The organism is Proteobacteria bacterium CG1_02_64_396 (assembly GCA_001872725.1).
In the GTDB taxonomy this organism is placed as follows: Bacteria; Pseudomonadota; MNWR01; order CG1-02-64-396; family CG1-02-64-396; genus CG1-02-64-396.
In genome coordinates this window covers 1-21099 of record MNWR01000016.1, presented here as the reverse complement: position 1 = coordinate 21099, position 21099 = coordinate 1, and the positions used below count along the sequence as shown (strand labels likewise).

The 21099-nt window shown below is 62.6% G+C and carries 18 protein-coding genes, 1 tRNA gene and 1 pseudogene; 3 read left to right on the top strand and 17 right to left on the bottom strand.

Annotation, left to right across the window (positions count from 1 at the left end; genetic code table 11):
• The 3 genes and pseudogenes from AUJ55_01950 to AUJ55_01940 all read left to right on the top strand — a co-directional run bounded on the left by AUJ55_01950 (position 1) and on the right by AUJ55_01940 (position 2188).
• Positions 1-248: pseudogene (locus AUJ55_01950) on the top strand (hypothetical protein).
• 441 nt (positions 249-689) lie between these two features.
• Positions 690-2012, top strand: a complete 1323-nt coding sequence (locus tag AUJ55_01945; GenBank protein OIO60822.1) for a sodium:alanine symporter family protein — start codon at positions 690-692, stop codon at positions 2010-2012.
• 100 nt (positions 2013-2112) lie between these two features.
• Positions 2113-2188 (top strand) — tRNA-Ala (locus AUJ55_01940).
• A gap of 821 nt (positions 2189-3009) precedes the next feature.
• Here AUJ55_01940 and AUJ55_01935 read toward each other — a convergent pair.
• The 17 genes from AUJ55_01935 to AUJ55_01855 all read right to left on the bottom strand — a co-directional run bounded on the left by AUJ55_01935 (position 3010) and on the right by AUJ55_01855 (position 20672).
• Complete coding sequence (locus AUJ55_01935) at positions 3010-3348, bottom strand: hypothetical protein (GenBank protein ID OIO60821.1); 339 nt, start codon at positions 3346-3348, stop codon at positions 3010-3012.
• Positions 3349-3350: 2 nt separating this feature from the next.
• A complete protein-coding gene (locus AUJ55_01930; protein OIO60820.1) occupies positions 3351-3710 on the bottom strand; it encodes a hypothetical protein in 360 nt (119 codons plus the stop codon).
• A gap of 2 nt (positions 3711-3712) precedes the next feature.
• Positions 3713-4345 carry a hypothetical protein gene (locus AUJ55_01925; protein OIO60819.1) on the bottom strand — a complete coding sequence of 211 codons (633 nt, stop codon included), beginning with the start codon at positions 4343-4345 and terminating at the stop codon, positions 3713-3715.
• 20 nt (positions 4346-4365) lie between these two features.
• Positions 4366-4737: a camphor resistance protein CrcB gene (locus AUJ55_01920; GenBank protein ID OIO60818.1), complete on the bottom strand. Its 372-nt coding sequence runs from the start codon at positions 4735-4737 to the stop codon at positions 4366-4368.
• Positions 4737-6059: a hypothetical protein gene (locus AUJ55_01915; protein ID OIO60817.1), complete on the bottom strand. Its 1323-nt coding sequence runs from the start codon at positions 6057-6059 to the stop codon at positions 4737-4739. The genes AUJ55_01920 and AUJ55_01915 overlap by 1 nt, the downstream gene beginning before the upstream one ends.
• A gap of 4 nt (positions 6060-6063) precedes the next feature.
• Positions 6064-7107 carry a hypothetical protein gene (locus AUJ55_01910; protein ID OIO60816.1) on the bottom strand — a complete coding sequence of 348 codons (1044 nt, stop codon included), beginning with the start codon at positions 7105-7107 and terminating at the stop codon, positions 6064-6066.
• Positions 7108-7645: 538 nt separating this feature from the next.
• Positions 7646-8989, bottom strand: coding sequence for a ribosomal protein S12 methylthiotransferase RimO (locus AUJ55_01905; protein ID OIO60815.1), 1344 nt, complete (start codon positions 8987-8989; stop codon positions 7646-7648).
• 26 nt (positions 8990-9015) lie between these two features.
• A complete protein-coding gene (locus AUJ55_01900) occupies positions 9016-9681 on the bottom strand; it encodes a hypothetical protein (protein ID OIO60824.1) in 666 nt (221 codons plus the stop codon).
• A 141-nt stretch (positions 9682-9822) separates the two neighbouring features.
• Positions 9823-10308, bottom strand: coding sequence for a YajQ family cyclic di-GMP-binding protein (locus tag AUJ55_01895; protein OIO60814.1), 486 nt, complete (start codon positions 10306-10308; stop codon positions 9823-9825).
• 248 nt (positions 10309-10556) lie between these two features.
• A complete protein-coding gene (locus tag AUJ55_01890) occupies positions 10557-11318 on the bottom strand; it encodes a hypothetical protein (GenBank protein ID OIO60813.1) in 762 nt (253 codons plus the stop codon).
• Positions 11319-11331: 13 nt separating this feature from the next.
• A complete protein-coding gene (locus tag AUJ55_01885) occupies positions 11332-13197 on the bottom strand; it encodes a 1-deoxy-D-xylulose-5-phosphate synthase (GenBank protein OIO60812.1) in 1866 nt (621 codons plus the stop codon).
• Between the two features lie 46 nt (positions 13198-13243).
• Complete coding sequence (locus AUJ55_01880; GenBank protein ID OIO60811.1) at positions 13244-14131, bottom strand: hypothetical protein; 888 nt, start codon at positions 14129-14131, stop codon at positions 13244-13246.
• The gene (locus AUJ55_01875) at positions 14132-14338 is read right to left on the bottom strand and encodes an exodeoxyribonuclease VII small subunit (protein ID OIO60823.1); all 207 of its coding nucleotides are present in this window, start codon (positions 14336-14338) and stop codon (positions 14132-14134) included.
• 144 nt (positions 14339-14482) lie between these two features.
• Positions 14483-16180, bottom strand: a complete 1698-nt coding sequence (locus AUJ55_01870; protein ID OIO60810.1) for a hypothetical protein — start codon at positions 16178-16180, stop codon at positions 14483-14485.
• Complete coding sequence (locus AUJ55_01865; GenBank protein OIO60809.1) at positions 16177-16686, bottom strand: hypothetical protein; 510 nt, start codon at positions 16684-16686, stop codon at positions 16177-16179. The genes AUJ55_01870 and AUJ55_01865 overlap by 4 nt, the downstream gene beginning before the upstream one ends.
• A 5-nt stretch (positions 16687-16691) precedes the next feature.
• A complete protein-coding gene (locus AUJ55_01860; GenBank protein ID OIO60808.1) occupies positions 16692-18173 on the bottom strand; it encodes a leucyl aminopeptidase in 1482 nt (493 codons plus the stop codon).
• Between the two features lie 102 nt (positions 18174-18275).
• Positions 18276-20672, bottom strand: a complete 2397-nt coding sequence (locus tag AUJ55_01855; protein ID OIO60807.1) for a hypothetical protein — start codon at positions 20670-20672, stop codon at positions 18276-18278.
• Positions 20673-21099: the final 427 nt, after the last annotated feature.

Below are 21099 nucleotides of genomic sequence, written 5' to 3'. Positions count from 1 at the left end.
AACAACAGATTCTCATCAGCATGGACGGACGGGGCCGGGCGCTGGACAACGTCTTCATCGAACGTTTGTGGCGCACGGTGAAGTACGAAGAGATCTACCTGTACGACCATGCCGATGGGGTGGCGCTGCACCAGGGGCTCGACCGCTACTTCCGGTTTTACAACACCGAGCGCCCCCACAGTGCCCTCGGCGGCAAGACCCCAGAACAGGTCCATCAAACCCACGGCGGAACCACCCACCGCCACTAACCGTTTACAAATTTTCGCCCCCAAACTGTCCAAGGAGTGGGGTCCACCCCAGGAAGAGGGCAGTAGAAGAACTTGGGCGAATAGAACGTGAGGCACAAGAGAGCGCCTTTAACATCAAAGTTAAACAACTTCTAGCGGCGCATGTATTGCTTGCTCTTATTCTTATTTGTGTTGTTGTTGAGGTGTTTTATGTGTTTGTTTGGTTTGTGCTTTACATTAAAACGCCCAATGATAGTGGGCTTGCAATTATTAGCGCGATATTTACTGTCACTCTTGGAGTGTTACCACTCATAAATGCAAAAGCAATATTTAAATTGTTTAAGGACTCCCATCTGACACGCCTAGAAAAAGTCCGGGAAACAATTTTTATTCGTGACGAATAGTCATCCAAATAAATACGCGGAAGCCCGATCCACTACTTAATTTCCTCAGGACACCCCCTTGGACACCCTCAACACCCTGATCGCCACCCTCGCCGGTTGGGTCTGGGGCCCGCCAATGCTGATTTTGCTGGTCGGCACCGGGCTCTACCTGACCGTGATCCTGCGCGGCCTGCAATTCCGCGCCCTCCCCCACGCCTTGAGGCTGGTCTTCAAACAGGAGCAACAGGCGCAGGGCGACATCTCCCACTTTGCGGCGCTGACCACGGCGCTGGCCGCCACGGTGGGGATCGGCAACATCGTCGGGGTCGCCACCGCCATCACCCTCGGCGGTCCCGGCGCGGTCTTCTGGATGTGGATTACCGGACTGGTCGGCATGGCGACCAAATACAGCGAGGCGTTGCTGGCGGTGAAGTACCGGGAGCCGGGGCCCTACGGGATGCGGGGGGGGCCAATGTACTACATCGCCAAGGGGGCAGGGCTGCCGTGGTTGGGGTGGCTGTTCGCCCTGTTCACCGCCTGCGCCGCCTTTGGCATCGGCAACATGACCCAATCCAACGCGGTGGCCGGGGTCTTCCAGACTGCATTTGGCATCGAACCCTGGGTGACCGGGGTAGTGCTGCTGCTGCTCACCGCCTTGGTGCTGATCGGCGGCATCAAATCGATCGGCAAGGTCACCGCTCTCCTCGTCCCTTTCATGATCGTCGGCTACATCGCCGCCGCCCTGATCGTCCTGGCGCTCAACGCCGCTGAAATTCCCTCCGCCCTGGGGCTGATCTTCCACCACGCCTTTGCCCCGATTGCCGCCGAGGGGGGCTTTATTGGGGCGGCGGTGGCGGCCGCGATCCGCTACGGCGTGGCTCGGGGGGTGTTTTCGAACGAATCGGGACTCGGCTCAGCCCCCATCGCCGCCGCGGCGGCCAAGACCGACGATCCAGTGCGTCAGGCGCTGGTCTCGATGACCCAGACCTTCATCGATACCCTGGTGGTCTGCACCATGACGGCGCTGGTGATCCTGACCGCCACCCCTTGGAAACAGGGGGTCTCGGCGGGCGATCTGACCAGTTTGAGCTTCGCCGAAACCCTGGGGCCTGCAGGAATGATTTTTGTGGCGCTGGCCATCGCCCTATTCGCCTACTCGACCCTGATCGGTTGGAGCTACTACGGCGAGAAGGCGGTGGAGTACCTGCTGGGGGAGCGGGCGATCACGGTCTACCGCATTGTTTTCGTCACAGCAGTGATGGTGGGGGCGATGCTCAAACTTGAACTGGTGTGGAATTTCTCGGACCTGATGAACGGCCTGATGGCGATCCCCAACTTGATTGGATTGCTGCTTTTGGCCAAGGTGATCCGGGGGGAGACGGGGCGGTATTTCAGGTGGTGACCGCCCAAAATGGGGTCAATGCATAAAATCGACACGACTTGCATGACGACGTGTTGACACGTCCAAGCCCATCCGTATAGTTCGCGCCCACCAAGGAAACGGGGCTGTAGCTCAGTTGGTAGAGCGCTTCAATGGCATTGAAGAGGTCAGCGGTTCGATCCCGCTCAGCTCCACCAGAATTAGAAAAAAGCCGGGCCAATGAATGGTCCGGCTTTTTTTTTGCCTGCTTGTAAGGCTGGGTCGGTCGTCTTTTTCCTCTGTATTGCGCTACCCCCGCTTTGCTTCGACGACAATGTGCCTTCCCCCACCTGTAAGGCTGACCCCGGTTTTTTGTAGGAGCGCCGCCCCCGGCGCGATTGAGGGGGAACGTTGCCTCCTTGACCCCCGCCCGCACCGAAAGGCATCGGCGTCGGGGACGCCTCCTACAGCAGCATTGGGCAGTTGCCCCAACCTTCTCTCACCCCAACAACCCCAGCTTCGCTTCGGCGACAGAAGTCGCCTCCCACAGGTTATGTGTGCGGCTCAGGTTTGGGGTGGGGTTTGGTTTGTGTGCGCGCGGACTTCTGTCCGCGAATGGCGGAGAGCACCTTGATGCCTCAACCCCCGCTTGCACCAAGAGACATCGGCGTCGGGGACGCCTCCTACAGAAGGTTTGAACAGCCGTACCAACCCGAGAAAAAAACGGCTGGAGGGAAAGCAAAGCCAAGCGGAAGGGGTTGCTTCAAGAGGGACGGTTCGTATCGCCAGGAGGCCGGGCTTCTACAAGGTCAGCGACCGTTTTCTGGGTACGGGAAAACAAACGCAAAAAACCATGGGCTGAATATGGAGCAAATTGTGTTGGGGGATGCTGGTGGTTCCGGGGAGACCTACGGGGGATCCAACCCGGGTCGCCCCCCCGATGGTCTGGGGGGGAAACCCTTGCGGGGTTTGGGTGTGCGAACCTTAGTTCGCTTTATTTGGAGTTTCAAGTCTTAAATATGCTTATGAGGGCATCCCATTATTGCAGTGCCCCATCCTCAAGCATCATCGCCTCGACGAAACCGTCGAACGCCTCGAACAGCCGTTGCAAACGTTCGGCGTTCCAATGGTGGTTGCGGGCCAACCAGCCCAGTTCGTGAAAACCGATCTCTTTGGCCCCCTGCATCAAGGTGGCAAAAAGGGTTGCTTCGTCCAATTTCCCCTCCCCCCCTTGCTCTTGAAGCGCCTGACGCCAGGCAAGCATCCGGCCCAGGTAGGGGACGCAGGTTTCGCCGTAGACCGCCCGCAGCAAATGGACCTCCCACCCCTCTTCGTTCAGGTCGACTTCGTAGCCGCTATGCAGCACCGCGCAATTCATGCTCATTCCTCAAGGATGTCGTTGTCATACCCGGCCTCATGGGCGGCAGAGACCTTTTGGCGCTCGGACCAACAGGCCCGGCAAAAGAAGAATCCCTCAATACCGGGATCGGGAAGCAGGTCGGTGCGCGCCTCGCAGCGCTGGCAGTAGCGCTCGTCGTCGGGAACCCCAAGCAGCGCCTCAAGGGTATTGATAATTGAGGCCACCCCCGGCGGGGCCGACCCATCGGGCAGGCGAACGTCGATGCCCCCCACCCCTAGTTTGATAATGGGATCGCCCAAATCGGGATGACGCGCCCGCCAGCGCTCCAACAGACGGCGCGCTTCGGGCCAGACCTCTTCGGGGATGCCGCGCAGGGGCATGGTCAATCCTCTTGAAACAGGGGCAAAAGGTCGGCGTAGTCGCGTCCGTCGCGGACCCCATCCCAGGGACGCTTGCCGTAAATCAAACAGTGGTCGGCCCGAAAGCGATCGAAGGTCGAACCGGTCAGGCGGGCTTTGCGCATGTCGGCCCGCTCGGCGGTCACCACCACGAAGCTCGAATCGCTCAGGTCGGCGCCGCGCAGAATAGCGTGGGTCATCGTCACATTGCGCCACTGGGTCCGTTCCATCTCGGAGTCGATCAGGCTGATGCCGCGCAGATCGGCGTCAATGAATTGGCACTCGTTCAGGCGGCTGATGAGCATCTTGCTCCCCGGCGCCTGGACCCGTTCAAAACAGGCCCCCACCATGATGGCCCGCTGAAAAAAAGCCCGCTCCAGGTTGCAGTCTTCGAACACCGCACCCCCACCCATCGGCTCGACGATGTAAATCTCGTGCATGTCGCAATTGCGGAAAGTGGTGCCGGTGAAGTTGACCTTGAGCCAGGTCGCGTACGAAAAGTCGACCCCTGAAAACTCAAGGTCCGACAAATCGGCCCACGAGAAGTCTTCGTTGTGGAAATCGCTGCGACCCTCTTGGATCGCCTGCAACAGGGTTTCTCGGGTCCATGCAGCCATGGGGCCCCTCCGTCAATCAATCAAAGCGCCTTGGCCAACATCGAGCCCAGGGCGGCGGCGGCCACACAGGCCGCGACCGAAACCCCGGCGTTCAGGGCGGCAGCCAGCCACCGCCCAGTCTCCATCAAGGCCAGCGTTTCGAGGGAAAAGGTAGAAAACGTGGTCAGTCCCCCGAGGAACCCCACCAGAATTCCGGCGCGCAGGGCCGGATCGGGCAAAGTCCGCTCGGTCAGCAGGACGAAGAGCAATCCGATGAGCACCCCCCCCAGAAGGTTCACCGTCAGGGTGCCCCAGGGGAAATCCCTGCCCAGCCAGTCGTAAACCCGGCCCGACAGCCACCAGCGCAGCACCGAACCGAGGGCGCCGCCGAGGGCGATGTAGAGCGCAGTCATCACTCCTCCTTTTGGGTGCGGCTCCCACGCCGCTGCTCGTCCCACCACTTGATGCGCTGGTCGATCACCTTCTCGAAGCCGCGGTCGGTGGGGCGGTAGTAACGCTCGAACATCCCCACCGGGAAGTATTCCTGAGGGACGAAGGCGTGGGGAAAATCATGCGGGTAGAGGTACTGCTTGCCATAGCCCAGCTCTTTCATCAACTGGGTCGGGGCGTTGCGAATGTGGGGAGGGACCTCGCCGTCGGCGTGCTCCTTGGCGCTTTTGCGCGCCGCTTTTTCGGCCATGTACAGGGCGTTGGATTTGGGAGCGGTGGCCAGGTACACCGCCGCCTGACTGAGGGCCAGAATCCCCTCGGGGGCGCCGAGCATCTCGAAGGTTTGGTAGGCGGCAATTGCCTGGGGCAGCGCCTGCGGATCGGCCAGCCCCACATCCTCGCTCGCCATGCGGATCATGCGCCGGGCGATGTAGAGGGGATCCTCCCCCCCCTCGATCATGCGGTGTAGCCAGTAGAGCATGGCATCGGGATCGGAACCCCGCATCGCCTTGTGCAGGGCGCTGATCAGGTCGTAATGCTGATCGCGATCCCGATCGTAGGCAGCCGCCCGAGCCCGCACCAAGGGACGCGCCGCCTCCCATTTCAGATGATCCTCCTTGCGCCCCTCGACCACCGCCTCCAACAAACCCAGAGCGTAGCGGGCGTCGCCGTGGGAAAGCTTGGCCAGCCGCTCGATCAGCCCCCCCTCCACCGTCAGTTTCAGCGCCCCGTAACCCTGTGGCTCGTCGTGCAGCGCCCGCGCCAGCAGGGCGGTGAGTTCGTCCAGATCCAGCGGCGTCAACACGAAGACGGTCAACCGGGAGAGCAGCGCCCGATTGAGGGTGAACGAGGGGTTTTCGGTGGTCGCCCCCACCAAAATGAAGGTGCCATCTTCAACATGGGGGAGCAGAGCGTCTTGTTGGGAGCGGTTGAAGCGGTGGATTTCGTCCAGAAACAGCAGGGTGCGGCGGCCATTCTCACCATCTTTGCGGGCCTGAATCACCGCCTCGCGGATCTCTTTAACCCCCACCATCACCGCCGACATGGGCAGAAAGTGGGCGTCGACAGCCTGGGCCAGCAGCCGGGCGATGGTGGTTTTGCCGCAGCCGGGGGGTCCCCAATAGAGGTGGGGGAGGATCTTGCCCGACTCGACCATACGGCGAACCGGCCCCTCCTCGCCCAACAACGCCCCCTGCCCCACCACCTCTTCGATGCGACGGGGGCGCATCCGGTCGGCCAGCGGCGCTTGCCGCTCTTGAGCCGGAAAGAGGCTGCCCCCCTTCATCGCATTAGGGATTCAGTTCCCAGGTCATATCGACCGAGAACCGGTAGGAGTTGCCGCTAAAAGCGCTGCCGGCACTGTCGTGGGAAACGTCGTGGAAGATGTACTCGTAGGCGGCGTCGATCCAAACGTCGCGCAGCGGAGCGCGCATGCCGACGGCGTAGTGCCACTCCCGCTCCATCACCGGCATCAGGGGATCGACCACACCCCGGGTTTTGGTGTCGCTGCGGGCAAAACCCAGCCGCAACCGGGCCAGATCGTTGGTGTGGCGCACCAACGCCAACCCCCAGCGGTTTTGCTCCATCGGCAGGGTCGCCCCGCCCCAGGGATCGTCGCCCCCCTTCTGCTGGGCGATCTGGCCGTGCAAACGCCAGAAGTCGGTCACCCAAAGCCCCCCCCCCAAGGTGGCGGTCGCCCCCATGGCCGCCTTCTGTCCATTGAGATTGGTGGAGAGATACTGGTCGTAGCGGGCGGTCAGACGCAGGTCGTTGTTGCCCAGCCAGGTGACGGCGCCGGTGACGAAGGGGGCGGTAAAATCGCCGTGAACCCGATTGGAGTCGAGGCTGATTCTTTCAACCCCCGCGCTCACCCCCAAGGCGACATCGGGCAGCAATCGCCAGCCGAAGGCGCCGGTCAGGCGGTGGCTGACAATCTGCCCGGTCCCCCCCCCCTCGGGCCACACCATCTTGAATTGCCGAGGGGTGTCGAGCAGCAGACCGAAACCGAAGTCGGTGTTGTCGGGGGTCACCGTCAGGCCAAGTTCGGGGGCATAGGTGTCTTTTTTGAGGGGGGCGCTACGGACCCCGGCGATCTCGCCGGCGCGCTTTTCGCGGTACTGAGACAATCCCAGCATCCCCTTCATGCCGACCTCAAGGGCAAGCAAAGAGGGGTTGTAGCGGACCGCCTCGACCCCTTCCAGGCTATCGATGGCAATACCGGCGGTCCCCATGATGGCGGCCGGGGCATTGGCATCGGGCAACACCGCCGCCTGAGCGCCAGGAAAAAGGGCGAAACACCCCAACAGCAGACCACCCATCCGGCCCCATTGCATAACAGCACTCACGCCTGCTCCTCCGAAGTAATAGGAAATCTCCAACAAACGCCCTCCTGACGTTTCTTAGAGTCGGCTGCCGAAAACGTGGTTTTCGACCGCCTTTCATTTCAGTCGCCAATGCTCCTGAAATGCTCGTTCTCCTGCATTCGTCCGACAGCTCTAGGGAAGTGCTGATTGAGTCGGCGCTTCCGAGCGACCCAAGGATGGGGTCGCCAAAATAGCGCCGTCGTAGGAGGCGACCCCGTCGCCGAAGTCTGCTTTTGCTTTTTGCGCAGCGTGCCGATTCAAGGCAGGAGGCCTTGAATCAGCGTTTCCCTAGGAGTCTGTCGGACTTGAGATCGTCCTACTCGGCAATTGCTCCTGCATTGCTCTACCTCCTGCATCCAGGCAGTCGTGCGCCGGCGGGTAATCGGTCCAAATTTCCCCGGTTTTTCGTCACATAGCCACCACTATGATCCTCAAAACCGTGAAAATTTGGCCTCGATTCCCCACTCGGCTCGCTACGGACGCTCAAGCCCGACAGGCTCCTAGATAATTAGATCTGCCGGATACCACCCACCACATCGAAACCGGCGACATCCTCCACCAGCACCCGAACGATGCTGCCGGGCTCAGCCCAACCGTCGTTGATCCAAACCTTGCCGTCGACCTCGGGGGCCTGGGTCGACATCCGCCCCTCCAACAGCAGGTCGGTCTCCTCGCTCACCCCATCGACCAAGACCTCGACCGTCTGGCCGATCAGCCCTTGAAGCTGCTCTTCACGAATCGCCTGCCACACCTGTTCGAGTTGGTCGCGCCGCGCTTGACGGACCTCCACCGGCAGCTGGTCGGGCAGCTGCGCCGCCTCGGTCCCCTCCTCCCGGGAGTAGGCGAAGACCGACAGATGCTCGGGACGATGTTTTTCGACGAAATCGAGCAGCGCTTGAAAGTCTTCGTCGCTTTCGCCGGGGAAGCCGACGATGAGCGAGGTGCGCAGCGCGATGCCGGGAATCTCGCGGCGCAACCGGGTGAACAGGGCGTCGATGCGGGGGCCGGTCTCGGCCCGCTTCATCGCCCGGAGCACCCCATCCGAAACATGCTGCACCGGGATATCGAGATAGGGGACAACCTTGTCCAGCCGTTTCATCGCCTCGATCAGAGCATCGTTCACCAGGGTCGGGTAGGCGTAGAGGATGCGGATCCAGACCAGCCCATCGACTGCGTTTAAATGATCGAGCAACGCCGCCAGCGAGGTGCGGGGGGTCAGGTCGCGGCCATAAAGGGTGGTGTCCTGGGCGACCAGGGTGATCTCTTGGACCCCCTGGGCGGCGAGCTGCCGCGCCTCGGCGACGATGGCGTCGAGCTGGCGCGAGCGAAAAGGACCGCGCAGCTTGGGGATGATGCAGAAGGTACAGGGGTTGTCGCATCCCTCGGCGATCTTCAGATAGGCCGCGTGAGGACGGGTCGAGAGCACCCGGGGGGCGTCGGACTCTTGATACAGGGTGGTGTTGTCGTCGAAGTAGCGACGATTGGGGGCCTCGACCTGTTGCAGCAGGCTCCCCATACGGTGCCCCTCCCCGGCGCCGACCCACAGGTCGACCTCGGGAATCTCGCCGGCCAAATCCCCCTGGTAGCGGCTGACCAGACAACCGGTCACCACCACCCGGGTATCGGGCTTTTCTTCTTTGATGGCGACCGCATCGAGGATCGCCCGCACCGATTCCTGGTTGGCCTCCTCCAGAAAGCCGCAGGTGTTGACCACGATGACCTCGGCATCATGGGCATCGCTGGTCAGGGTCATTCCCCGACTGACGCATTGGCCCAGGATCGATTCGGAATCGACGGTGTTTTTGGGGCAGCCGAGGGAAACGAGGGCGACTTTGGCACTGCGTTGGGACATGAAAGGTTGCTTCCTCGAAGGGATGATCATTGCGACTTGGGCTTGAACAACTCGGGCCACGTCCGAACGCCGAACAAGCCCTTGAATCCGCGATTCACTTTCTTCTTCCAAAACCTGGCCACCAAATACCCGCGGGTCCAAATAAGGGCCATACGATCCCACAGGCTCAACGCAACGGTGCCCTCTCGAACGAAAACCGAATCGCTTCCGTCCAGATACCAAAGCACGTAGCGGTTTTCCACCATCCAGCCCCGAATCTCGGCAAGGTAGGGATTGATGTAGATTCCACCATGGGTTTCGACCGAAACGACGGCAGGACGGCTCACCATGTGTTTGAGCACGAACCACTCCCCCCCCTCGATATCGATGGAGAGCAGGTCGATGCCGCCGTCGTCAATGGCATCGAAGCGCTTGGCCTCGGCGGTAAAAAGCTCGGGCTGCTCAAGATGAGCCCGGTCGTTGACGAGCGCCGGGGTGGCCTCAAGGGTCGCAACAAAGGTGGATCCGGCCCGCTGGCAGAGCTCCACCGCTCCGGCCTCGTCGCACAATGCACAGGTGTGCAGCGTGACGTGATCCATACCGCCAAAGGCCGAGCGAATCAGGGCAATCGCAAAGGGGTCGGGTTCGACCAGGGTCGTGCGGATCCCCCGCTGAATGAACCCGATGACACTTGAACTTTTGGGATGCCCCACCCCCACCTCGACCACATGGCGCGGGACGAAGCCCTTGGCGACGACCCGATCATGCAGCCGATGATTGGTGGGAATCCGGGTCCCCCAACGGGTGTCATCGACCACCACGATGCCCCCCTCCTGCATGACCGAGGCGTGCGCTCAATCCCTGAAGTTTTCGTACTGCAACGGCTGACCGAACTCGCCCGCCCGGATCATCGCAATCGCCTCTTGCAGGTCGTCCCGCTTCTTGCCGGTCACCCGCACGGTATCGCCCTGAATGGCGGCCTGAACCTTGAGCTTGCCCTCTTTGATCGCCTTGACCACCTTCTTGGCCGCCTCTTGGTTGATCCCCTGCTTGACGGTGATCTTCTGGCGCACCATGCCGCCCGAGGCGGTCTCCTCCTTGCCGTAGTCGAGGCTGCTCAGATCGATGCCACGCCGAATCAGCTTGCTTTGCAGCACGTCGATCAAGGCTTTGAGCTTGTGATCGTCGTCGCCGAGCAGGTTGATCTCGGCCCCCTCGTGTTTGATCTCGCTCTTACTCCCTTTGAAGTCGTAGCGGGTGGTGATCTCTTTGATGGCTTGGTTGACGGCGTTGTCGACCTCTTGCAGATCGACCTTGCTGACGATGTCGAAGGACGGCATGGATGGACTCCTGTAAAACACCCAAAGAACGGTTTCACGCAAAAGCTGCGAAGAACTTATGAAATCACTGGTTGGGGCGCCGCCCTCGGCGCGTTGATTTGCATCAACCGGCTCATCCCGAGCCTGTCGAGGGACGCTATTACTTGAAACGCTCGGCTCACCCTGAGTTTATCAAGGGCACCGAGGGAGCACGCTCACACCCCTAAGGAGACGCTGATTGAAGGTTCCTGCCTTGAATCAGCGTTTCCCTAACGTCTGAACACGATGAGCGATTCCTGATTGCCCTTGGGGCCGTGGATCCGCGACGGCACGACCCCCTCGATGGCACCATCCAGTTCATCGCGCACCCAAGTCTCGATCTCGGCGTTGATGCGCATGCGCACCGCCGCGTCCTTGATGACCCCCCGCCCCTTGTCAACCTCCTCTTTACCCGCCTCGAACTGCGGTTTAATCAAGGCGATCACCAGCCCCCCCGGTTTGAGGCGGGTCAGGGCGGCGGGCAACACCTGGCGCAGCCCGATGAAGGCGACGTCGACCACGATCAGGTCGACCGGTTCTACCACGTTGTGCTCGGAAATATCGCGGGCGTGGGTCTTTTCGAGGTTAACAACCCGGGGGTCGGCGAGCAGTTTTTCGTGCAGCTGATGGGTGCCGACGTCGACCGCATAAACCTTGACGGCACCCCGTTGCAGCAGGCAATCGGTGAATCCTCCGGTCGAGGCCCCGACATCGAGCACCACCCAGCCACTGGGATCGACGGCGAAGTGATCGAGCGCCCCTTGCAGCTTCAGGCCGCCCCGACTGACAAAGGGGCAATCCTCCCCTTTTAGAACCAGCGCGACGTCATCCGCCACCGCTTGCCCCGCCTTCGCGATCACCTTGCCGTCGGGATCGAGCACCAATCCGGCCAAAATCAGAGCCTGAGCCCGTTGTTTACTGGGGGCCAGCCCCAGGTCGACCACCCGCTGGTCGGCCCGCACCTTCCCCTTGCCGACCGCGGCGCCCTTCATGGTTTGGGCGCTTTCATGCCTTGGCGGTGAAGAAGGTGCGGGCCGCCGCGCCGATACCGGAGGCGTCGAGCCCCAACTCGCCCCTCACCTCCCCCTGGCTGCCCTGGGGTAAAAACCGATCGGGAAAGCCCAGCAGTTTGGTGGGGACCAAAGCATCGGCCGCAGCCAGGGTTTCGAGCACCGCCGAGCCAATCCCACCCTGAATGGCGTTTTCTTCCACCACCATGATCCGCCCGGTTTTACCGGCCCACTCCAGCACCAGCGCTTCATCCAACGGTTTGGCAAAACGCAGGTTCACCACCGCCAGGTGGATCCCCTCTTGCGCCAGGGTGCGGGCCGCCTCCACCGCGGGAGCGACGCAGGCGCCAAAGGCGAAGATCGCCCCGTCATCCCCCTCGCGCAGCAGCTTGCCCTTACCCCAGGGCAGGATCTCGGGTTCGCCCAACATCGGCACCCCGAGACCGTTGCCGCGGGGAAAGCGAATCGCGCTGGGGCCGTCGTAATGCAGGGCGGTGGCGACCATGTGGCGCAGTTCGTCCTCGTCGCCGGGGGCCATCACCGCCATGCCGGGGATCGAGCGCAAGAAGGTGATATCGAGCGATCCGGTGTGGGTCGCTCCGTCGGCTCCGACCACCCCGGCCCGGTCGACGGCAAAAACCACAGGCAGGTTTTGAATACAAACGTCGTGGACGATCTGGTCGTAGCCCCGTTGCAAAAAGGTTGAGTAGATCGCCACCACCGGTTTGGCCCCTTCGCAGGCGGCCCCGGCGGCGAAGGTCACCGCGTGTTGCTCGGCGATGCCGACATCAAAAAAGCGCTCGGGATGGGCCTGCTGGAAAAGGTTCAGCCCGGTCCCCTCCGGCATGGCGGCGGTGATCGCCATGATCCGCTCGTCCTGCTCGGCCAGGGTGGTCAGGGTTTGGGCAAACACCTTGGTGAAGGAGGGGGGCTGGCCGGGGGTTTTGATGATCTCGCCGGTCTCGACCTTGTAGGGGCCAACCCCATGAAAGGTATCGGGCTTTTCTTCGGCGGGGGCGTACCCCTTGCCCTTCTTGGTCACCACATGCAAAAGCACCGGCTCCTTGAGGGCAATGCAGTTGCGCAACGTCGGGATCAGCGCCTCGAAATCGTGGCCGTCGATGGGGCCGACGTAGTTGAAGCCGAGCTCTTCGAACAGGGTGCCGGGGGTAATCATCCCCTTAACGTGCTCCTCGGCCCGCTTGGCGACCTCGTAAAGGACCGGGGAGCCCTTGAGCATCTTTTCTGCCTTGTGGCGCACCTTGTTGTAGAGGCCCCCCGAGATGATGCGCGACAGGTACGACGACAAAGCCCCGACATTGGGGGAGATCGACATCTCATTGTCGTTCAGGACCACCAGCAGGGGGCGTTTGACGTGTCCGGCGTGGTTGAGCGCCTCGAAGGCCATCCCCGCCCCCATGGCGCCGTCGCCAATCACCGCCGCCGTCACCCCGTTCAGCGCGGCGATGTCGCGGCCGATGCGCATCCCCAAAGCTGCCGAGATCGAGGTGGAGGAGTGACCGGTACCGAAGGGGTCATACTGACTTTCGCTGCGTTTGGTAAAACCGGAGATCCCGCCGTACTGACGCAAAGTGTGCATCCGATCTTTACGACCGGTGAGCACCTTGTGGGGGTAGGCCTGATGGCCAACATCCCAGACGATGCGGTCTTCGGGGGTGTTCAGAACGTAGTGCAGGGCGATGGTCAACTCGACCACCCCGAGCCCCGCTCCAATGTGACCCCCGGTTTGCGCGACGCTTGCAATGAGCAGATCGCGGATCTCTTGGGCCACGCGGGGCAGTTCGTTGATCGAAAGCCGCCGCAAATCGGCGGGATCGTGAATGGCGTCGAGCAGAGTCATGCGTATAGGTGCCCCATGCAGGCCCGGTAGATGGCCCGGGTGAAAATCACTTGGTCCGGTCGAAAATGTACTGCGCAATCGCCTTCAACGGCTCGCCTCGGGAGCCGAAACTCTCGGCCAACACCACCGCTTCGTCGATCAAGCGACGGGCGTGTTCTCGCGATTCGCTCAGCCCCAAAATGGCGGGGAAGGTCGCCTTGCCCCGGTTTTGGTCCGATCCGGCCGGCTTGCCCAGCTCTTCGGTGGTGCCGGTTTCGTCCAAAATGTCGTCGACAATTTGGAACGCCAGCCCAATGCGCTCGCCGTAATCGCTTAAACGTTGAATCGCCGCCTCGTCGCCCCCGCCGATCCACCCCCCCATCACCAAACAGGCCCGCAGCAGCGCCCCGGTTTTGTAGATGTGGATCTCGGTCAGCTCGGGCAGGGTGAGGTTTTTGCCCTCCCCCTCCATGTCGAGCATCTGCCCCCCCACCATGCCGCTGGCCCCGGCGGCGGTCGCCAACTGGTGAACCAACCGGCCCGAAAGCTCAACGTCAAAATAGTGGGGATCGGAAAGGAGGACGAAGGCGTGGGTGAGCAGGGCGTCGCCCGCCAAAATCGCGGTCGCCTCGTCAAAGGCGATGTGGGTGGTGGGACGGCCCCGTCGCAGGTCGTCGTCGTCCATGGCGGGCAGATCGTCGTGCACCAGCGAATAGCTGTGCACACATTCCATGGCGCAGGCGGCGGGCAGGGCTCGTTGGCCATCGCCTCCCACCGCTTCGCAGGCCGCCTTGATGAGGATGGGGCGCAGCCGTTTGCCTCCGTTCATCACCCCGTAGTGCATCGCCTCGACCAGCCGCTTGGGCAGATGCTGCGTCGAGGGGAGGAGCCGACCGAGCCCCTCTTGAACCCAGGTGCTGCCTTGGCTCAGATACGCATGAAGATCGAAAGACACTTACTCGCCGCCCCCACGGGTCAGACGCTCCAGGCGGGTTTCGGCCTGTTGCAGGTAGGTTTCGCACCCCTTTGAAAGCCCCAACCCCTCTTCATAAAGGGCCAGCAGCGCCTCGATGGGTTGACCACCTCCCTCTTCCAAGGCCACCACGATGGTTTCAAGTCGTTTTATGGCGGCCTCGAAATCGACCCCCCCCGGCCCCACCAAAGGGGGTTGGGTCTCTTGGTGGGAGGCGCTCTTGGATGCGGGCTTTTGGGCTTTGGGTGGGCTCATATTGGATCGGCAATTCAAGAGAAAACCGGCGCTCGATGGAGCGCCGGATGGGTGATTCTACGCTGGGAACTGGGGGAATCAGGCGTCGGGATCGGCGTCGAGCGCCTCGCGCAGCTTGCCCATCTCTTCACGGATAACCCGCTCGGCCACCTCCAGTACGGTGTCGCGCACCACCTTTTCGATCATGGGCGAGAGCAGGGCGGCCAATTGGGCGGCGTCGATGCCGGTGGCCTGGGCGACCGGTTCGACCGCAGCCTGTCCGGCGGCAGCAGCAGCGCCGACCACCGCGGTTTCGGCGGCGGCAGCCAAGGGGGCGGCCTGCCATGCGGGGGCGACCGATTGAGAAGGTTCAACCACCTCGGGCTCATCGCTCTTCGCCTCACCACCACCCATGGTGACCAAGGTATCGCCGAAATTGCCGGTGCCGTCGGCATCGGGATTGGCCTCCTCCTCGGAGAAGAGGAACTCTTCTTCAAGATCGGGCAGGGGGGTGATCGCCTCGACCTCTTCGGCAAATGGGCCGCCAAAATCGACATCGGGATCGAGTTTACGCGGGTGCTCCATCGGCTCACCCACAACCCCAAGATCGATGTCGCTGATGTCGGGCATGGGGATCTCTTCGTCCTCGACCTGAGCCGCCGGTTCATCGGACCCATCGGCCTGGGCGTCACCCTCTTGCCCTGCCATGGGGGCGCTTTCTTGCAAGGCCAAATCGAAATCGTCGTCGTTCAGCAGCAGTGCATCGAGGTAGGCGCTTTCGAACTCTTTAAAATCGTCGGCGCTGGCGATTGGGCTCTGGGCCTCTTGTACGTCGGCCTCAAGTTCATCCAGCTCGTCCTCTTGCACCGCTTCGAGCAGCCCATCGTCCACATCGGGTAGGGCCAGATCGAGTTCGAGAATGGGCCCCTCGTCATCGCCGCCGCCAGGTCCAGCCAGATCCAGCGCCATTTCCGGCGCAGCCGCCCCCGTGGCCGTTGCTTGGCTGGGCTTTTCGTCTTCGACGATATCGTCCATCAAGGTCGCCAGATCGAGGATGTCGTCATCGAGGACGTCGTCGGGATTTTTCGGGATATCCTGATCGCTCATAGAGCCCTCCTCTTGGGGTTCGCGCACGTCGAGGGGTTCGAGGTTCGACGGGGAACCCTCTTCAAGATGATCGGCAAGGTCGAGCGGTTCTAAGTCCGCTCGCTTCGCTTCGAATTCGTGGGTTTCGGGAATTACGGCGTCCAGGTTGGGCTGGTCGTCCTCAACTTCAGGCAGGGACGACAACAGATCTAGCGCCACATCGAGCCTGGCCTCCTCGGGTTCGCCCTCGGGTTCGGGCTGGGCCGGTTCGGCATTGAGATCGGGAAGGAACGAGGCCTCGGCTTCAACCTCTTCTTGCGTCGCGGATTGCACCGGCCCCTCGGGCAGGGCATCGAGCTGCTCGATCACCGCCGCGTCGGGCTCCAGCTTGATCTCGGTCACCGCGTCCAAAGCGCGATTACGGGCGGTGCTGCTCATCTGGATGGTGCGTTCGCCGGTCTCGCTGTGGGGATGTGTCGGGGTGTTGTCGACCTTGGAATCGCCAAGCAGGGCGACTTCGGAGCGCAGGGAGCGGTCGGCGTCGAAGAACAGGGGATCGGGCCGCTCCTCTTCGGGCTTGGGAGGCGACGCGGACTTGACGTCGGCGGCACCCAACTCGGTGTCGTCGGCAGACAAAATCCGCTCAAGCTCGGCCAGGATCGCTTTGATGTCCTGGATTTCGGAGCGGCTGTTGGGGGTTTTTGAACTCATTCGGATTCCGGTTGACCTTCTGTCACCTGTTGCCGCGAAGGGCGATCTTCTCCGGCGATCCAACGCCGACTTTCATCTTCGTCCAGATACACCACCGAGGCCTGTTGCCCCCGATAATACCGATAACGGGCGCGACTGCTCTCAAGTCCCTCTTGCCCCCATTCGGCCATGACGAAATCGATGACCCCGTTCGCCTGACCGACCCCCTCCTCTAATGCGTTAAGGGTACGATCCGCCACAACAAGATGCCACCCTTGCGGCGTGCGGGTATGACCGCTAATCACCACCGGGCTCCAGTTGGGATCGGCCCGCTCCTCAAGATCGTGGGCCAAAAAGCCCCCGCGTTGCCAGAGCAAATCGTCGAGCTTGGCTCGATGCTCGGGCTGACGCATAAAAACCCAGGCCCGTTGCCCCCCGTCGACCAACCGCTGCACCACCTGGGCGAGGAAGGCGACCGCCTTGCCCTCCCCGCGCAAAAAGATCACCGGTGTGGCGGCCCCCTCCATGGTCGTTAGCCCTGCTCCGAAACCCAGCGCCAGAGCAGCCGCACCCCGTAACCCCGGCCCCCTTTGGTTTTGATCCCCTTGTCTTGGTTGGACCAGGCGGTTCCAGCGATGTCGAGATGGGCCCAGCGCATGCCTTCGGTAAAGCGGGCCAGGAACAGGGCGGCGGTGATGGTTCCCGCCTCGCGTCCGCCGATGTTGCGCAGGTCGGCCACGTCGCTTTTGAGCTGCTCGGCATAGGCCTCGTGAAAGGGGAGCTGCCACAGCGGCTCGCCAATCTCTTCACCCAAGGCGCGTAGCTCGTCGATCAGGGGCTGATCGGTCCCCAATACCGCAGCGTAGTGGCTGCCCAGCGCCAAAACGCAGGCGCCGGTCAGGGTCGCCAGATCGACCACCGCCTCGGGTTCGAACCGTTTGGCGTAGTGCAGGGCATCGGCCAGGATCAAGCGCCCCTCGGCATCGGTATTCTGCACCTCGATGGTCAATCCGGCTGCCGAACGCAGAATGTCACCCGGCTTGTTGGCCTTGCCGTCGGGGAGGTTCTCGCTCGACGGAATAATCCCGATGACGCTGCGCCCCGGTTTGAGGGCACCCACCACCCGCATCAAACCGAGCACCGCCGCCCCCCCCGACATGTCGTACTTCATCTGGTGCATGTCGAGGGCCGGTTTCAGGGAGATCCCCCCCGCATCGAAGGTCAACCCTTTGCCGACCGCCACCAGCGGTTTGCCGCCGTCGCGCCCCTGGTATTTCAAGACGATGAGTTTGGGCTCCTCTTCGGAGCCCCGCGCCACCGCCAGCAACGCCCCCATCCCCTCGGCCTGCATCTCTTCTCGACCCAGTACAGTGAGCTCCAACCCGTAAGCCTCGGCGATCTGCCCCGCCTCCTCGGCCAGACGGGTCGGGGTGACGGTGTTGCCTGGGTGGTTGATGAGGTCGCGGGCCAGCATCACCCCGGCGGCGATCTGTTCACCGGCGGCAATCTGGCCTCGCCAGTCGTCCCGGTGTTCGATGTCGACCACAAACTCGATGCGGTCGAGGCTGTGTTTGGGAAGATCCTTTGCCACGGTGCGGTAGTGATCGAAGCGATAGCTGCCGAGCAACAATCCCTCGACCGCCGCCGCCAACCCCCCCACCGGCAGCGGATCGGCCACAATCGCCACCCGACCGCACGATTGTTTCACCAGGGCGCGGGCCAAATCGCCGAAGGCGTCGGCAATCTCTTGCGCGCTGCCCTGACCCGGTTTGCCCCGCCCCAACAGCGCCACCCGGTCGGCCCCGATGCCGCGCACCGCGCAGAGCATCAAGACCTCCCCCGATTTGCCGGTGAAATCGCCCGACTCGCGTACCCGCCCGATCACACCGCCCAAGGCGCCGTCGAGGGCCTGGGCATGGGGCTCCAGATCGCCCTCTTCAGCGACGCACACGACCAACACATCGCCGTGCCAGCTCAAGGGATCGAGATCGGCGGACCAGTGAAACGAAGGCATGGAGTGGTTCCTTTTTTTGCAGCGGCGGGTCATTCGGGGGAAGGCCCACGGGTGGGGCGAACAGCATAACGGGGAGGTCGCCCTCCCCGTTGTCGAAGCGTATCAGGCTACGGAGGCTTGCGCCGCCGGTTCTATTGTAATCGCCCCCCCGCCCAGGATTTGCCCCTCGGCCAAAACCTGGGGAACAAAGGCGCTGCCGCGCCTCTGGGCGTCGTCGATATGGGCGATGAGTTCAACCGCGCCGTTGAGGAGCACCCGATCACCATCCCCGATGCCCAGATCGGCGGCGTCGGCGGGATTCAGGGTCACACTGGGGGCCGGAGCCATGGTTTGCACCGAACGCCAGCGGCGCGAGGCCGAACCGACCCGGTGCAGGGCGCCCCCCAGCGACAGAATCAAACCCTGTTGTGCGGCGACGGTGGGTGCAGGGGGGGCGGCGGACTCGACGGTTGCCGCAACAATCACCGCCTCGGCCTCGGCCTCGGCGGCGACCGGGGCGGGCCAACCGGCGGGGTGTTGCGACTCAAGCCAGCACCAGCGCTGCCCCTCGCCCGACAGATCGTCGCAAAGCCCCAGGCGGCGACCCACGTTGTAGAAAACCTGCCAATCGGGACGCGACTGCCCCACCGGGGGGACGGCTGCTTTGCTTTCGGTCAGGCGACCGTTGAGCGACAAGGCGATGCGGCGGCGCTCGAAGGGTCCAGCGACCGGCAACACCACGTCGGCCCGGGCGGCGGTGTCGCTCAAGAACAGATCTTGAACCACCAAGAATCCCTCAAAGGCGCCGAACGCGGCGCCCCAAGGGGAGGCAAACGCGGGATCGGATCCGGCGACCCAAAGCAGATCGGCCCCGGCGATGGCCCCGGCGGGGTCAGCCACGGTCGGTTTAAGCAGGGCGCTCCCCAGGGCGTTGCCCCCCTCCCCCATAATCCATAGGTTGTTCTCGAACCCGAGCACCTGGGCCAGCGCCGCCAACCAAGCCGCCTCGACGCAGGTATCTCGGGCCGGATCACGCTCGATGGTGGTCAACAGCGCCGGGTTTTGGGCGTTGGCCAGCGCCTGGGCGGCGGCTTGCAGCCGCTGGCCGGAAATGCCGGTTTGGGCCGCCACGGTCTCGACAGTGAACGCAGCGGTCGCATCGAGTAATCCACCGGGATCGGCTTTGCCGTGGGTCCCGATCAGCAGGTTGACCAATCCGGCCAGCAGAACACCCTCGCTACCAGGGGTTGCGGTCAAATCGTGGTCGGCCCGGCGGTGCATCCGGTGATTGTGGTCCTCGCAGGCCAAATAGGCGGCACCTTGGTGGCGGATCGCCTGCTTGACCGCGTAACCCAGCACCGGCTGGGTCTCGGCGATGTTGGCGTGCAGGGTGAAGATCAGATCGGCCTTCCCTACATCCTGCATGGATTGAGAGGTGATCGGCTGACGACCCAGCACCCCACCGGCGGCGGCCAATGCGGGGGCGAGCGCCCGGTCGGTGTTGGCTACGAAGGTCAGATCCAACCGCTGCCACATCAGCCAGTCCTCGCAAGCCAGCCGGTCGGAGCCCAGCGCCACCGGCTTTTGGGCCGCTTTGAACTGCTCGGCCACCGCGTCGAGCGCCTCGCCCCAGGTGGCGGGGAGCAATGTGCCGTTTTTGCGCAGCAAGGGGGTGGTCAGTCGCTCGGGGTGGTTGACGTCGTCGTAACCAAAGGTGGCCCGATTGCAGACCGCCCCCCGGTTGGGGCCGGTGTAGGCGGAGTTGTTGATGCGGGCGACCTTGTTTTCAAGGCTGTGGACGGTGACGCGGCAACCGTCGTTGCAATGGGGGCAGGTGACATCGGTGCGGGTGAAATCCCAGGGGCGACCGGTGAAACGGTAAAGCTGATCGCCCAGGGCGCCGACCGGACAGGCGGTGACACACATGCCGCAATCGTCGCATTGCAAACCAACCGTGGGATCGACGGCGCCGATGTGGGCGTAGATGCCGTTGCCGCCGATCTTGAGCGCCTGCACGTCGATCAGCTCGTCGCACAGCTGCACACAGCGGTTGCAGAGCACGCAGAGGTTGGGGTTGATGTGGACCGAACCGCTGCGGCTATCTTCGGGCCAGCGTTTGCGCGCTCCCCGGTAGTGCCCTTGCTGCACATTCTCGGCAATCGTCTCGTTTTGCAGGGTGCACTCCCCACCCTTGTCGCAAATCGGGCAATCCAGGGGGTGATGCACCAGCATCAACTCAACCACCTCTTGCCGGGCGGCATGGGCCGCTTGGCTGTCGGTGCGCACCACCATCCCCTCGAAGGCGACCTGATTGCAGGCGGTGACCAGCCCCCCCTTGATCCCCTCGACCTCGACCTGACATAGGCGGCACCCCCCCACCGGAGTGAGGCGGGCATCGAAACACATGGTGGGAATATGGCGGCCAATCGAGGCGGCTGCCGCTAAAACCGTGGTCCCTTTGGGAACGGTCACGGTGCGATTGTCGATGGTCAAAGTGATGGTGTTGTCGCGATCGGGCATCGGTTCGAGCGCCTTTCGGAAAAGACCACGGCAGTCTATTGGGAGGGGGCAATCCAAGGATGGAGGTGCCAGCGGGTTTGAAGACGGGAAAGTTTCTCTTTTGGTGGGGAGTGGTCAAGCAGACAGGCTAAGTTGTGTGTGATGGACGGGGCGACTTGATCTGACAGGCCCGATAGGCCTGATGCCTATCGGGTTATGATGGCACCCTTTTCTTCACCCCCAGAGCCCCCCCTTGAGCCTGCACCAAACCCTAGGAGTCTGTCGGACCTGAGATCGTCCTACTCGGCAATTGCTCCTGCATTGCTCTACCTCCTGCATCCATGCAGTCGTGCGCCGGCGGGTAATCGGTCCAAATTCCCCCGGTTTCTCGTCACATAGCCACCACTATGATCCTCAAAACCGTGAAAATTTGGCCTCGATTCCCCAC

Coding starts and splice junctions, on each gene's coding strand:
- AUJ55_01935 (OIO60821.1), bottom strand. CDS start 3,348: ATGAATTGCGCGGTGCTGCATAGCGGCTACGAAGTCGACCTGAACGAA.
- AUJ55_01930 (OIO60820.1), bottom strand. CDS start 3,710: ATGCCCCTGCGCGGCATCCCCGAAGAGGTCTGGCCCGAAGCGCGCCGT.
- AUJ55_01925 (OIO60819.1), bottom strand. CDS start 4,345: ATGGCTGCATGGACCCGAGAAACCCTGTTGCAGGCGATCCAAGAGGGT.
- AUJ55_01920 (OIO60818.1), bottom strand. CDS start 4,737: ATGACTGCGCTCTACATCGCCCTCGGCGGCGCCCTCGGTTCGGTGCTG.
- AUJ55_01915 (OIO60817.1), bottom strand. CDS start 6,059: ATGAAGGGGGGCAGCCTCTTTCCGGCTCAAGAGCGGCAAGCGCCGCTG.
- AUJ55_01910 (OIO60816.1), bottom strand. CDS start 7,107: ATGCAATGGGGCCGGATGGGTGGTCTGCTGTTGGGGTGTTTCGCCCTT.
- AUJ55_01905 (OIO60815.1), bottom strand. CDS start 8,989: ATGTCCCAACGCAGTGCCAAAGTCGCCCTCGTTTCCCTCGGCTGCCCC.
- AUJ55_01895 (OIO60814.1), bottom strand. CDS start 10,308: ATGCCGTCCTTCGACATCGTCAGCAAGGTCGATCTGCAAGAGGTCGAC.
- AUJ55_01890 (OIO60813.1), bottom strand. CDS start 11,318: ATGAAGGGCGCCGCGGTCGGCAAGGGGAAGGTGCGGGCCGACCAGCGG.
- AUJ55_01885 (OIO60812.1), bottom strand. CDS start 13,197: ATGACTCTGCTCGACGCCATTCACGATCCCGCCGATTTGCGGCGGCTT.
- AUJ55_01870 (OIO60810.1), bottom strand. CDS start 16,180: ATGAGTTCAAAAACCCCCAACAGCCGCTCCGAAATCCAGGACATCAAA.
- AUJ55_01865 (OIO60809.1), bottom strand. CDS start 16,686: ATGGAGGGGGCCGCCACACCGGTGATCTTTTTGCGCGGGGAGGGCAAG.
- AUJ55_01860 (OIO60808.1), bottom strand. CDS start 18,173: ATGCCTTCGTTTCACTGGTCCGCCGATCTCGATCCCTTGAGCTGGCAC.
- AUJ55_01855 (OIO60807.1), bottom strand. CDS start 20,672: ATGCCCGATCGCGACAACACCATCACTTTGACCATCGACAATCGCACC.